Source organism: Fodinicurvata sp. EGI_FJ10296, from assembly GCF_040712075.1.
GTDB lineage: Bacteria > Pseudomonadota > Alphaproteobacteria > DSM-16000 > Inquilinaceae > JBFCVL01.
The window spans coordinates 297,569-310,362 of the sequence record NZ_JBFCVL010000001.1 but is presented as its reverse complement, the minus strand read 5'-3'; the positions used below and the strand labels follow the sequence as shown (position 1 = coordinate 310,362).

At 65.5% G+C, this 12,794-nt stretch carries 11 protein-coding genes; 8 read left to right on the top strand and 3 right to left on the bottom strand.

What is annotated here, in order from left to right; genetic code table 11:
• Positions 1–29: 29 nt before the first annotated feature.
• Positions 30–1,016, bottom strand: coding sequence for an ABC transporter substrate-binding protein (locus ABZ728_RS01385; protein WP_366653800.1), 987 nt, complete (start codon positions 1,014–1,016; stop codon positions 30–32).
• Between the two features lie 238 nt (positions 1,017–1,254).
• Between ABZ728_RS01385 and ABZ728_RS01380 the strand changes: the two genes are divergently transcribed.
• From ABZ728_RS01380 to phnE (ABZ728_RS01360), 5 genes are all read left to right on the top strand, one after another.
• Positions 1,255–1,956, top strand: coding sequence for an FCD domain-containing protein (locus tag ABZ728_RS01380; protein ID WP_366653799.1), 702 nt, complete (start codon positions 1,255–1,257; stop codon positions 1,954–1,956).
• A gap of 342 nt (positions 1,957–2,298) precedes the next feature.
• Positions 2,299–3,285 carry a phosphate/phosphite/phosphonate ABC transporter substrate-binding protein gene (phnD, locus tag ABZ728_RS01375; protein ID WP_366653798.1) on the top strand — a complete coding sequence of 329 codons (987 nt, stop codon included), beginning with the start codon at positions 2,299–2,301 and terminating at the stop codon, positions 3,283–3,285.
• A gap of 113 nt (positions 3,286–3,398) precedes the next feature.
• Positions 3,399–4,244, top strand: a complete 846-nt coding sequence (phnC, locus tag ABZ728_RS01370; RefSeq protein WP_366653796.1) for a phosphonate ABC transporter ATP-binding protein — start codon at positions 3,399–3,401, stop codon at positions 4,242–4,244.
• On the top strand, positions 4,241–5,050 hold the full coding sequence (gene phnE / locus ABZ728_RS01365) for a phosphonate ABC transporter, permease protein PhnE (RefSeq protein WP_366653794.1): 810 nt from the start codon (positions 4,241–4,243) through the stop codon (positions 5,048–5,050). The genes phnC and phnE (ABZ728_RS01365) overlap by 4 nt, the downstream gene beginning before the upstream one ends.
• On the top strand, positions 5,050–5,865 hold the full coding sequence (gene phnE / locus ABZ728_RS01360) for a phosphonate ABC transporter, permease protein PhnE (protein WP_366653793.1): 816 nt from the start codon (positions 5,050–5,052) through the stop codon (positions 5,863–5,865). The genes phnE (ABZ728_RS01365) and phnE (ABZ728_RS01360) overlap by 1 nt, the downstream gene beginning before the upstream one ends.
• A gap of 31 nt (positions 5,866–5,896) precedes the next feature.
• Here the strand turns inward: phnE (ABZ728_RS01360) and ABZ728_RS01355 are convergent, their stop codons facing one another.
• Positions 5,897–6,787 carry a LysR family transcriptional regulator gene (locus ABZ728_RS01355; RefSeq protein ID WP_366653792.1) on the bottom strand — a complete coding sequence of 297 codons (891 nt, stop codon included), beginning with the start codon at positions 6,785–6,787 and terminating at the stop codon, positions 5,897–5,899.
• A gap of 115 nt (positions 6,788–6,902) precedes the next feature.
• Here ABZ728_RS01355 and ABZ728_RS01350 point away from each other — a divergent pair, with 115 nt between their 5' ends.
• From ABZ728_RS01350 to ABZ728_RS01340, 3 genes are all read left to right on the top strand, one after another.
• Positions 6,903–8,465, top strand: coding sequence for a proton-conducting transporter membrane subunit (locus tag ABZ728_RS01350; protein ID WP_366653791.1), 1,563 nt, complete (start codon positions 6,903–6,905; stop codon positions 8,463–8,465).
• A 22-nt stretch (positions 8,466–8,487) separates the two neighbouring features.
• Positions 8,488–10,896 carry a DUF2309 domain-containing protein gene (locus tag ABZ728_RS01345; RefSeq protein WP_366653790.1) on the top strand — a complete coding sequence of 803 codons (2,409 nt, stop codon included), beginning with the start codon at positions 8,488–8,490 and terminating at the stop codon, positions 10,894–10,896.
• 175 nt (positions 10,897–11,071) lie between these two features.
• Positions 11,072–11,341: a hypothetical protein gene (locus ABZ728_RS01340; RefSeq protein ID WP_366653788.1), complete on the top strand. Its 270-nt coding sequence runs from the start codon at positions 11,072–11,074 to the stop codon at positions 11,339–11,341.
• A gap of 251 nt (positions 11,342–11,592) precedes the next feature.
• Here the strand turns inward: ABZ728_RS01340 and ABZ728_RS01335 are convergent, their stop codons facing one another.
• Positions 11,593–12,762: a mandelate racemase/muconate lactonizing enzyme family protein gene (locus ABZ728_RS01335; RefSeq protein WP_366653786.1), complete on the bottom strand. Its 1,170-nt coding sequence runs from the start codon at positions 12,760–12,762 to the stop codon at positions 11,593–11,595.
• Between the last annotated feature and the right edge of the window lie 32 nt (positions 12,763–12,794).

Sequence of the window (12,794 nt, the reverse complement as noted above, 5' to 3'; positions counted from 1 at the left end):
ACGGGGCGCGCCGCCGACGGGTCGCCGGATCAGTCCTGTGCGGCACGCGCGGCTTCCAGCGCCTCGAAATGCCAGTAGTCTTCGATGTTCAGTTCTTCGGGGCTATCCACCTGACCGGCAGCGGCCAGGAATTCGAGGTCGTCGCCGGCGTCCTCCGGCTGTCCGCCATCCAGCGGGAACACGCCGTTCTCGACCGCTTCCTCGTAAAAGGCCACGACCTCGTCGTCCATTTCGGCAGGCAGATCCGGCAGAAGGTCGTATTCCTCGCGCAGGTCACCGACGATCTGCGGGTCGTCGGCGATGTCGTTCCAGGTGCCGAGCAGTTCTTCCACCAGCACCTGAACGTCATCGGCCTGCTCTTCCAGGAAGGTGATATTGGCGTAAAGCGCCTCGTCGGTCGCGTTCACGCCCTCGACCGGCAGCCGTTGAAACCGGCCCTCGCCTTCCTCTTCCAGCAGCCGCCACGAGGCCGGGTCGACGATGGTCGCGTTGATCGTGCCCTGGAGGAGCGCACCGGCGCGGACTTCGGCGCCGGGCACGTAGCTGATATTGGAGAACTCGATATCGTGGATCGACTCCATCAGCCGCATCAGGGCTTCGGTCCCGGAGCCGCGCGAATGAACGGCCACTTCCTCGCCGTCGAGATCTTCCCAGCCGCTGTAAACCTCGCCATTGACCACGGGGAAGAACAGAAGCGTGCTCATGCGATAGAACATGCGCAGCGGCGCGCCGGAATTCTGGATGAAGGCATAGGGCGCGCCGACGCCGATATCGGCCTGACCGGAAACGACGGCCTGGGTCGCGACATCCTCGGAATTGAAGAACGTCAGTTCGACCGGGACGCCGCGTTCTTTCGTTCGCTCGATCGCGATCAGCAGATTGAGGCTCTCGATGCTCGCGATGTCGCCGAACGCGATCTGGATCGGATCGTCGTCGGCGACTGCCGCCCCTGAAAGACTGGCGAGCGCAAAGGCGCCGGCGACGGTGGTCGCCAAGGTGTTGCGGGAAAATTTCATTGTCGTTCCTCCCATTCTGCCGGCTTTTTCCGGTTATTGCCGGCTGTTGCGGCCAAGCCTTCATTGTTCGCGGGGCTGGACCAATTCCTTATTGGTTAAACATAAATCCCCAATTGGTCAGGCGTCAACCCATTCAATCGGGCGGTTGCCGCCATTGAAAAATGCGAACCAATTCGGTATTGGTCAGAATGCGAATGATGCAGCGTCGCCATTGGCCGGCGGAAAGGAAGACGGGGTGATGGATAAATCCGAAAAGGCCCTGGGGAGCCGGGACGCGGCTCTGGTGCAGCTTCGCGCGTGGCTGACCAGCAGGGATTTTCCGCCCAATACACGGCTTCCGGCCGAGCGCGAACTGTCGGACCTGCTGGGCGTCTCGCGTGGTGATCTTCGCAAGGCGCTGGCGGTTCTGGAATCGGAGGGACAGCTCTGGCGCCATGTCGGCAAGGGCACGTTCACCGGCGCACGGCCCATCGACGACATCATGAGCCTGTCGGAGATCGAACGCGAAACCAATCCCGCCGAGGTCATGCGAACGCGGCTGCTCATCGAACCGATGATCGCGCGTGAAGCGGCGTTCAACGCGACATCGGCGGATGTCGAGGCGCTGCGCCGGTGCATCGATCTGACCCACAAGGCTTCGACCTGGCGCCAATACGAGACGGCCGACAACGAGCTTCACCGGCGGATCGCCGAGGCCGCCGACAACCGTCTGCTGCTGGCGCTTTTCGACGCGCTCAATTCCGTGCGCAGGGCAGTCGTATGGGGGCGGCTTCGATCCAACGTTTCGCAGCCGCCGGCGGACCATCATTCCTTCGCCGAGCATGACCGCATCGTTCGGGCGATCGAGGAACGGGATCTCGACGGCGCCGGCCAGGCGATGCAGGCCCATCTGCGGTCGGTGGAACAGAAACTGGTCGAACCGCGGATCGTCGCCGCCTAGCGCATCTGCGCCTCCGGCGATGGGGCAAGGGGGCGATGGGACAAGGGGGGCCGCAAACAATTGCCCCTCACTGGACGCGATGCGGCACGAAGCGACGCTTCGCTGATCCGGCAACTGTGTTTCTCGACACGCCATCCGTCTCCTATTCCATTCCCCGGAGGAGCGAAGGGACGATCAGGAGCTCGATAGTGGTCGCCCGGCCTTCGGCGTCAGCCCGCAATAAAACATTCACCCTGCCGTAATACGGCTGTCACTGCCCATCGGTATCAACGGTCCAATCGCGGCGTCGCATGCTCTTGCGTTCCGCCGTTGCCTTGCTTCCTTCAGACAGGAGACAGACCGTTGGACACCATTAGCCGCACGACCCTTCTCGGGGCCTCCGCCCTTGCCCTGCTGGCCGTCATCGGCATCAGCGCCCCGAACGCCGCCCACGCCCAGGACGACTGCGCCCGCGGCGATCTCGACGACCGCTTCTGCGACACCGACGGCGATCTGCTGGCCGACGCCCCGACTGACGAAGCCGATTTCGTCGATCCCTCGACCCTTATCTTCACCTACACGCCGGTGGAAGATCCGGCCCTGTACCGCGAAGTCTGGGACGAATTCACCGCCCATCTGGCCGAGGTCACCGGCCGCGACGTCACCTATTTCACCGTCAATTCCTATGCCGCCATGGTCGAGGCGATGCGCGCCGGCCGTTTGCATATCGGCGGCTTTTCCACCGGTTCCGTGCCGCTGGGCGTGAACTGCGCCGGTTTCCATCCGCGCTATACCATGGGCACCGACGGTGTGATCAGCGGCTATGAGATGGAAATCATCACCTATCCCGGCAGCGGCATCGAAGAGGTCGACGACCTGATCGGCCAGACCCTGGCCTTTACCAATCCGGCGTCGAATTCCGGCTATCGGGCGCCGTCGGCGCTGTTGTCCGCCGAGTTCGGCATCAACGTCGAGGAAGATCTGGAGACCACGTTCTCCGGTGCGCACGACCAGTCGATCCTGGGCGTCGCCAATCAGGACTACCCCGCCGCCGCCGTCGCCAATTCGGTCATGGGCCGGATGCTGGATCGCGATGTCGTGAGCGAAGATCAGATCGTCACGATCTATCAGTCGGAAACCTTCCCGACGACGTCCTATGGCTATGTCAACGATCTCCATCCCGACCTGAAGGCCGACATCGACGAGGCGTTCCAGACTTTCCCGTGGGAAGGCGCGCTGGCCGAGGAATTCTCCGATTCCGACGGCTTCGTCGAAATCAGCTACGAGGACGACTGGCGGATCATCCGCACCATCGCCAACGAAATCGGCGAAGTGTTCGAGTGCAGCTAACCGTCACGCCCGCCCATTAACGTTCGCGTTCTCCGGCTCGCCCAAGGGGTGGGCCGGAGACGCCCGTTTTTGCGTGCACTCATCTTTCATCCCTCGTTGAAGACAGGCCGCCCATGCTGACCATCGACAGCCTGACCATGCGCTATCCCACCGGCGATCTGGCGCTGAAATCCATCGACCTGACCATCGAGAAGGGGCAGGTGGTCGCCCTGATCGGGCCGTCCGGCGCGGGCAAGAGCACGCTGATCCGCTGCGTCAACCGGCTGGTCGAGCCGACCGAGGGCCGGGTCTCGCTGTCGGGCCGCGATATCACCGCGCTGGGAACCGGCGATCTGCGCCGCGTCCGCCGCCGCATGGGCATGATCTTTCAGGAATATGCCCTGGTCGAACGGCTGTCGGTCATGGAGAACGTGCTGTCGGGGCGGCTTGGCTATGTCGGCTTCTGGCGCAGTTTCCTCAGGCGGTTTCCCGACAGCGACATCGACGAGGCATTCCGACTGCTGGAACGCGTCGGCCTGGATCACATGGTCGACAAGCGCGCCGACGCCCTGTCCGGCGGCCAGCGCCAGCGGGTCGGCATCGCCCGCGCCCTGATCCAGGATCCCGAAATTCTGCTGGTCGACGAGCCGACCGCCAGCCTCGACCCCAAGACATCGCGCCAGATCATGCGCCTGATTCTGGAACTGTGCCGCGAGCGTGGATTGGCGACGATCATCAACATCCACGACGTCCTGCTGGCGAAGATGTTCGTGGAACGCATCGTCGGCCTGCGCGCCGGCGAGATCGTCTATGACGGCCCGCCCTCGGGCCTGACGGACGCCACGCTGACCGAGATCTACGGCGCCGAGGACTGGTCCGGCACGGCTGACGAAGACCGGCCTGCCGCCGAAGAGGACGCCGCCCGCAGGATCACGGCCTCGCTCGACGTGCCGGAAATCCGCAAGGCGGCGGTGCAATGACGGCCGATGCACTTGCCGGCCGGCGCCGATGGCGCAAGCCGCCCTTCATCGCCAGCCCATATTGGCGCTATGGCCTTTATGCCGCCGCTGTCGGCTATCTGTTTCTGGCCGTCGCCGATGTCGATCTGAACTGGAGCCGGATGGTCGCCGGGCTGGACCGTGGCGGGGCCTTCATCGGCGGCTTTCTGGCGCCGGATTTCGTCACGCGATGGAACGACATCTCGCGCGGGCTGCTGGAAAGCCTGACCATGACGGTCGTCTCCACGATCATCGGCGTGCTGATTTCCATTCCCGTCGCGCTGGGGGCGGCGCGCAATCTGGCGCCGACGCCGGTTTATTATCTGTGCCGGGGCATCATCACGATTTCGCGTGCGTTTCAGGAGGTCATCATTGCCATCGTGTTCGTGGCGATGTTCGGCTTCGGCCCGTTTGCCGGGGTCGTGACGCTGGCCTTCGCGACCATCGGCTTCATGGCCAAGCTGCTGGCCGAAGACATCGAGGACGTCTCCCGCGATCAGGTCGAAGCCGTGCGGGCGACGGGGTCGAGTTGGCTGCAGATGCTCAACTATTCGATCCAGCCGCAGGTGGCGGCGCGGTTCGTCGGGCTGTCGCTGTACCGCCTCGACATCAATTTCCGGGAATCGGCCGTGATCGGCATCGTCGGCGCCGGTGGTATCGGCGCGACGCTGAACACCGCCGTCGCGCGCTATGAGTACGACAGCGCCGCCGCCATCCTGATGACCATCATCGGCATCGTGCTGATCGTGGAATATTCGTCCGGCGCGATCCGCAGGAGGTTTCTGTAATGCCCGTTGCCGAAATCGCCGGCCGCAGGGTCTGGCAACGCCGCGACGCCCGGGAAAAGCTGGGGCTGTGGCTGGTGTGGCTGGTCTGTGTGTCGATCGCCGTTGTCTGCTGGCAGTATATCAGCAACCAGACCATCTGGATGTTCGTTCTCGACGCGCCGGAGCAGGCCTTCGACATGGCGTCGCGCATGTCGAACCCGCGCTGGGCCTATCTCGAAGTCATCGCCAAACCGCTCTGGGACACGATCAACATCGCGACCCTGGGCACCCTGCTGGGTGTTGCCATTGCGACCCCGGTGGCGTTCCTGGCGGCGCACAACACGACCCCCAGCCGCGCCTTCGTGCGGCCGGTGGCGCTGGCGGTGATCGTGGCGTCGCGGTCGATCAACTCGCTGATCTGGGCGCTGCTGCTGGTGCTGATGCTGGGACCGGGGCTGCTGGCCGGGATCATCGCGATCGGGCTGCGCTCGATCGGGTTCATCGGCAAACTGCTGTACGAGGCGATCGAGGAAATCGACGAACGCCAGGTCGAAGCCATCCGCGCCACCGGCGCCGGATCGGCGCAGCGCCTCGCCTTTGGCGTCGCACCGCAGATCATGCCCGCCTTCGCCGGCATCAGCGTCTATCGCTGGGACATCAACATCCGCGAAGCCACGATCCTCGGCCTCGTCGGCGCGGGCGGCATCGGCATCCAGCTACAGGCCTCGGTGAACTCGCTGGCCTGGAACCAGGTCTCGGTCATCTTCCTGGCCATCCTGGCCACCGTGGTCGTCAGCGAATGGGTCTCCGCCCGGGTCCGCCACGCGATTATCTGAGGCGCGGGGCGGGCGGCCGTGTTCGTCTCCGTCATCCATGATCAAGGCTGAAGGCCTCCAGCAGCTCGCCGACGAGCGGGTTCGGGAAGCGTCGTTGCAGGGTAACGGCGAAGAAGCCTTCGGTGATGCCGTCGAGCCGGAAGAGCTCGACCAGTGATCCGGCGGCCAACTCGTCGCGCACCACGATGGGCGGGAGCACGGCCAGCCCGGCATTCGCGCGCGCCAGAAGGCGCATCATCGCCATGTCGTCCGCTTCGACGGCGATCCTCGGCACAATGCCGAGCCGTTCGACCAGCGCGTCGAACGATGCCCGAAGCGCCGATTCCGGCGTTGGCAGGATCAACGGTTCTTCAGCCAACAGATCGGCCAGGGGTCGGGGCACGCGATCGGGTGGTGGCGGCGTGCCGATCAGGCTGACGGGCTGTTCGGAGAGGTTCCGGATGAGATAGCGGCTCGTCGCGTCTCGTGCCGGAACGAGGTTGGTCAGCACCATATCGAACGACAGCGCCTCCAGGCCCCTGAGAAGCTCCGCCTGTGAACCCGAGCGAAGAACGACCTCGACGTCCGGACGGCCGATCAGCGGCTTCAGCAATCCGATCTGGAAGTTGCGCGACAGTGTGGCCAACGCCCCGATTCTGAGCGCCCGCCGCGTCGTTCCGGTGTCGCGCAACGTGGCGCTAAGGTCGTCGACGGTCCGGAAGATGGCGTCGGCGTGGTCGAGCGCGATGCGGCCGGCCTCGGTCAGCGTGATGCCCCGCCCACGCCGTTCGAAGAGATCGTGGCCGAGCGCCGCTTCAAGGACCTTGATCTGCGTGGACACCGCAGACTGCGAAAGGTTCAGCGCCCGCGCCGCGCCGGTCAGGGTGCCGTCCCGCGCGACGGCACGGAACAGGCGCAGGTGATGCAGGTTCAGTGTGGTCATTATTCTATTATACCGAACGATAAAGCGAATAATATGTAATTTTTTGATGGGACGTAAGGCGGTAAATGCATGGCGAGCCCGTTTCCGCCCGCCCGTTGCCGTCCAGAGGTCCGCCTTGTTGTCATTTCTGCCGTTGACCGTTTTCGCCCCGATCGCCCTCCTGGCCGCAGCGGTTGTCGCGTTTGCACGTCCGGGCACGCGCCCCGGTGCCACGCCGTGGCTGTCCGAGGCCGCGCCGCTGGCGGCACTCGGACTGGCGGCGGCGGGGCTCGTGCAACTTCTCGCCACCGGACCGGCGCAGCTCTCCCTCTTCGACGGGCCCTTCGCGCTTGTCATCCGTCTCGATGCCGTCGGCGCAACGATGACCCTGCTCGTCGCCTTCATCGGTTGGGTCGTGATGCGCTATTCCCGCACCTATCTGGATGGCGAGGCCCGCGAGGGATGGTTCCACGGGCGCATGCTGGCGACGCTTGCCGCGGTATTGATCGTCGTACAGTCGGGCAGTTTCACAATTCTGATTCTCGCTTTTGTCGGCGTCGGAACCGGACTGCGCGGGTTGTTGCTGTTCTATCCCGAACGCGCGGCCGCCCGTCGCGCCGCCGCCAAATTCTCGCTGGTCTGGCATGCCGGCGACGCCGCGCTGGTCCTGGCCGCGCTGCTGCTTTTCGTCGCTTTCGGCTCGTCTGAAATCGCGCCCCTTGCCGCCGCCGCCGCGTCGGGCCTGCCCATTGCCGCCCATCTGGCGGTGGCGTTGCTCGTGCTCGCCGCAGCGCTGAAGACAGCGGCCTTTCCGCTGCACGGCTGGCTCACCGAAGTCATGGAGGCACCGACCCCTGTCTCGGCCCTTCTGCATGCCGGGGTCGTCAATGCGGGCGGCTTTCTTCTGATCCGGACGGCGGACATGGTTCAGGCCAGCGCCGGTGCCATGGCCGCGCTCGTGATCATCGGCGGGTTCACGGCACTGTTCGGCGCCGTCGTGATGCTGACCCAGAGCGCGGTCAAGACGGCGCTTGCCTGGTCGACCGTATCGCAGATGGGCTTCATGCTGCTGCAATGCGGGCTCGGGCTGTGGCCGCTCGCGCTCCTGCATATCGTCGCGCATTCGATGTACAAGGCCCATGCCTTCCTCGGTTCAGGGAGCGCCGTGAAGGCCATCGCCAGCCTGTCCCGGCCGGGTCCGATCGCAGTACCGAAGGCTGCGGCGGTGGTAAAAGCCTTTGGCCTTGCGCTCGCGCTTTATGGCGCCGTCGCTCTCACCTTCACGCTGATGGCGGGGCCGAAATCGCCGCAGGCGCTGGCAATCGGGGCGATGCTGATATTCGGCGTCGCCTATCTCGTGGCCCAGGGGCTGGCCGATGCCGCGCCAGCGGCGCTTACCCGCCGTACGGGTCTCGCCGCCCTCGGTGCCGCGCTGGCCTATTTCACGTTCCAGCAGGCGGCAGATGCGCTCTGGGGCGCGTCGCTTCCGGCCGCGCCGTTCGCGGGTCCGCTGGAATGGGCCCTGATCGTGCTGGCGGTCTGTTCCTTCGGCGTCGTGGCCGTTGCTCAGACACTGTTTCCGCTCTGGGCGCACCACCCTTCCGCGGCGGGTCTGCGCGTGCATATCGCGAACGGACTCTATCTCAATGCACTCCTCGATCGTCTGATTGGCGGATTCCGGGTCACGAAATCCAGCTGAAGCAAAGGCAACACGTATGTTCATGACGCACGCGCAAATTGCTCCAACCCGGATTTCCGGGCTTCTCGAAGCGGCCGAGACCGCCGCCCGCGCCCTTCCGCCCGCCTTTCCGCTGGCCGCGACAGTCGCGGTCAACCCGTTTCTCGGGCAGACGCAAGACGACCTTGCCAAGGCCTCGGCACGCCTGGCGCGTGTCGCGGGCGTGGGGCTGACCCGGCCGCGGGCGGCCTATGCCGCCGAGATCGCATCGGGACGCATCACCGACGACGATCTCGCCGCGGCCCTGATGGCGAATGCGTCGCCGCACAAACCCGGCGATCTCGCCCTGCTCAAGGCCGGGGCATCGGCGCCGTGCCCCGCACCGCGGGCCCTTGTGACCGTCGCGGACCTGGCCGCGGAAATCACGGGCATCGACTGGCCGGCGATCATCGAGCGGACGGTCGGGCTGTGGGCGGCCGGACACTTCGATGACGGACAGGCGCTCTGGTCGCCCGCTCCGGGCCACGGCGCCTATACCGCCTGGCAGACCTGGGCGAGCCGCGACCTGACGCCGGAAATCGCCGGTTTGCGGGGATTCTGCGCCCATGTGAATTCGGCGCCCGATACGTCCGAACGGGCCATCGTCCGCGCCGCCGATCGCCTGAAGATCAGCGAAAAGGCGGCCGCGACCGTATTCCACCGGCTGCTGATGGATCTCGGCGGCTGGGCCCAGCACGCGCGCTGGATGCTCTGGCAGGCCGAGCACGACGGCGCTTCCGACGGCACGCTCGTCGATATGCTGGCCATCCGCCTGGTCTGGGAGGAAGCGCTGTTCGCGCATGTGCCCCAATTGGACCAGCAGTTGGACCAGCGGTGGCGCGAGACCGTTGCCGACCATGAAAAGCCGGTTGAAGCCACGCCCGATCAGGTCATCGATGCGATCCTGCAGGAGGCTGCGGAACGCGCGGCGCAACGCCGGCTCGCCGACAAGCTGCAGGGCCGGGCACCCGCCGGTGCGCGCCCCACGCTTCAGGCCGCCTTCTGCATCGATGTCCGTTCAGAGGTCTTCCGCCGCGCCCTCGAAAATCAGGCGCCGGGCATCGAAACCATCGGCTTCGCCGGCTTCTTCGGCCTGCCCGTGGCCCATCGGGCGCACGGTTCGGACGTGGTCGAGAACCATCTCCCGGTACTGCTGAAGCCGTCGCTGGCAGCGACGAGCCATGGTGCCGCCGAGACCGAACACGGCACGCGCATCAAAGCCCGCGCGGCCCGGGCCTGGGGCCGGTTCCGGCAGGCGGCGGTTTCTTCCTTCGCCTTTGTCGAGGCGGCTGGCCCCTTCTATGGCTGGAAACTCGTCAAGGACGCGCTCGGGCTGGTGCGAAAGTCGTCGGCAGTGGCGCCCGCGCCGCGTCTGGAAACCGGCCTCGGCCAACGCTCCGGCCACCACTCCGGCCTTGGGGCCAAGGCCGAGACCGCTGCGATGGTTCTGACGGCAATGAGCCTGACGCGTGACCACGCGCCGGTTGTTCTGCTGATCGGGCACGGGGCGCAAGTGACCAACAACCCGCACGAAAGCGCCTATCACTGCGGCGCCTGCGGCGGTTACTCCGGCGAAGTGTCCGCCCGCCTGCTCGCGCGGTTGCTCAATGACCCCGAGACGCGCGCAGGCCTGCCCGATCACGGCATCGAGGTCCCGGCGGACACGGTCTTCCTTGCCGGGCTTCACGACACGACGACCGACGAAGTCACGATCTTCGAGGACGACCGCGACATCGTCGCCACGGCGGATCTCGCGCCATTGAAAACATATCTGACCCGGGCCGGCGCGCAGGCGCGCGCCGAACGGGCCCTGCGGCTTCCGCGCGCCACGGCCGAGACCGTCGCCGGGCGGGCGGTCAACTGGGCCGAGGTCCGGCCGGAATGGGGGCTGGCAGGATGCGCCGCCTTCATCGCGGCCCCAAGGGCCGTGACATCGGGGGCCGATCTTGGCGGCCGGGCCTTCCTGCACAGCTATGACTGGCAGGCGGACAAGGACTTCACGACACTGGAACTGATCCTCACCGCGCCGGTCGTCGTGGCGAGCTGGATCAGCCTTCAGTATTACGGCTCTGCTGTCGCGCCCGAGGCTTTCGGCGGGGGCAACAAGCTGATCCACAACGTCGTGGGCGGAATCGGCGTGGTCGAGGGCAACGGCGGACGGCTGCGCCCGGGTCTGCCGTGGCAGGCCGTCCACGACGGCGAGCGCCTCGTCCACGATCCGCTGCGTCTTTCCGTCATGATCGAGGCGCCACAGTCGGCGATCGCCGATGTGCTCGACCGTCACCCGGATGTTCAGGCGCTGTTCGATAACGGCTGGCTGCATCTCTTCGCGCTGAAGGAAGGGCGCATCGCCGCGCGCTACCGGCCCGGCCGCGCATGGTCCAGCGAACCGGTGGCGGAACTCGCGGCGTGACGCCCGATATGCGGGCCCGGCAAGACAGGCGGCCGCTTAATTAAGCAAAAGGCCTTTTGCTTAATTAGCGGGAGCGCTTAATAAAACCCGCTTAAATAAGGGGGCCATCGCGCGGGTTGATGAATGGGCAGGGAATGTTACCGTGCCCCGCTCCATCGACCCGAAGGGAAATTTCATGATCAGAGTGTTCCTGCGCCACATCGTCGAAGACTTCGCCCAATGGCGGGAGGCTTTTGACGGCATGGAGCCGTTGCGTCAGGCGGGTGGCGTTCAGGCCAACGGCATTTTCCACGCCCTCGACGACCCGAACGATGTCACCGTCTGGCACGACTTCGAAACCCGGGAAAAGGCCGAAGCCTTCATCACGTCGGACGTTTTTGGTGCGGCGCTGGCTGATGCCGGTGTTACGGGCGAACCGATTGCCTGGCTGACCCGGGCGGCCTGAGGGGTTCGGGGCCCGGCCACTTGCAGCAACGTTCTCGCGGAACGTGTGGACCCCGGACAACGCTTGCGCGTTTCCGGGGAGGAGATAGAGAATTGTTGTCTCGTTAAAAAATCGCTTCCCCGGACGCGATGCGGCACGAAGTGCTGCTTCGCAGAGCCGGGGACCACACTACCGGCGTTCTCCTGGAACGTGTGCGGCACGGACAGCGCTTCGCGTTTCCGGGGAGGAGCAAGGGGGCAGGGTTGGGGCCGTCAGTCGAACAGGCGGCCGTAAAGGTCCATCAGCTTCGCCTTGGTCTCGAATCCGACCCCGGGCACGGCCGGCAGGTCGACGCGGCTGGCCGACAGCGGGGCGTCGTCGGCGAAACCGCCGAACGGTGCGAAGATGCCGGGATAGGATTCGTTGCCGCCCAGGCCCAGGCCGGCGGCGATCGACAGCGCAAACTGGTGGCCGCCATGGGGAATGCAGCGGCGCGGCGACCAGCCGGCCTGCTTCATGACCGCCAGCGTGCGCAGATATTCCACAAGCCCATACGACAGCGCCGGATCGAATTGCAGGATATCCCGGTCCGGGCGCATGCCGCCATAGCGCAGCAGGTTGCGCGCGTCCTGGTGCGAGAACAGGTTCTCGCCGGTCGCCATCGGCCCCTGATAGATCTCGCCCAGTGTCGCCTGCAGGGCGTAGTCCAGCGGATCGCCCGCTTCCTCGTACCATTTCAGGCCATACGGATCGAGCGCCCGGGCATAGGCGATCGCCGTGTCCAGGTCGAACCGGCCGTTGGCGTCGACCGCCAGACGGCTGCCATCGCCGTCGAGAATGGCGATCACGGCTTCGATCCGTTTGATATCGTCGGCCAGCGGCGCGCCGCCGATCTTCATCTTGACGGTGTCATAGCCCATGGCCAGATAGCCCCGCATCTCGGCCTGCAGGGCCTCGATATCCTTGCCCGGATAATAGTATCCACCGGCGGCATAGACGAAAGCCGTCGGCTCGGCCCGGCCCGTGCCATAGCGTTCGGCCAGCAGGATATGCAGCGGCTTGTCTTCGATCTTGGCGACGATATCCCACAGCGCCATGTCGACCACGCCGACCGCGACCGAGCGTTCGCCATGGCCGCCCGGCTTTTCGTTGGCCATCATGATGTCCCAGGCCCGGAACGGGTCGAGATTGTCGCGTTCGGGATCGCGCAGGTCGTCCGGCGACGCCGCCCGCAGGCGCGGCAGAATGCGGTCGCGCATGATGCCGCCCTGGGCATAGCGGCCGTTGGAGTTGAAGCCATAGCCGACCACGGGCTTGCCGTCGCGGATGACGTCGGTGGTGATCTTTACCACCGAGACGTCCATCTTGGAAAAATCGATATAGGCGTTGCGGATGTCCGAAGCGATAGAGGCCGTGACTTCGGCGATGTCGACGATACGCATAGATGGCGATCCATTTTCAGGTTATTCGCGGG

Coding starts and splice junctions, on each gene's coding strand:
- ABZ728_RS01385 (WP_366653800.1), bottom strand. CDS start 1,016: ATGAAATTTTCCCGCAACACCTTGGCGACCACCGTCGCCGGCGCCTTT.
- ABZ728_RS01380 (WP_366653799.1), top strand. CDS start 1,255: ATGGATAAATCCGAAAAGGCCCTGGGGAGCCGGGACGCGGCTCTGGTG.
- phnC (WP_366653796.1), top strand. CDS start 3,399: ATGCTGACCATCGACAGCCTGACCATGCGCTATCCCACCGGCGATCTG.
- phnE (WP_366653794.1), top strand. CDS start 4,241: ATGACGGCCGATGCACTTGCCGGCCGGCGCCGATGGCGCAAGCCGCCC.
- phnE (WP_366653793.1), top strand. CDS start 5,050: ATGCCCGTTGCCGAAATCGCCGGCCGCAGGGTCTGGCAACGCCGCGAC.
- ABZ728_RS01355 (WP_366653792.1), bottom strand. CDS start 6,787: ATGACCACACTGAACCTGCATCACCTGCGCCTGTTCCGTGCCGTCGCG.
- ABZ728_RS01345 (WP_366653790.1), top strand. CDS start 8,488: ATGACGCACGCGCAAATTGCTCCAACCCGGATTTCCGGGCTTCTCGAA.
- ABZ728_RS01340 (WP_366653788.1), top strand. CDS start 11,072: ATGATCAGAGTGTTCCTGCGCCACATCGTCGAAGACTTCGCCCAATGG.
- ABZ728_RS01335 (WP_366653786.1), bottom strand. CDS start 12,762: ATGCGTATCGTCGACATCGCCGAAGTCACGGCCTCTATCGCTTCGGAC.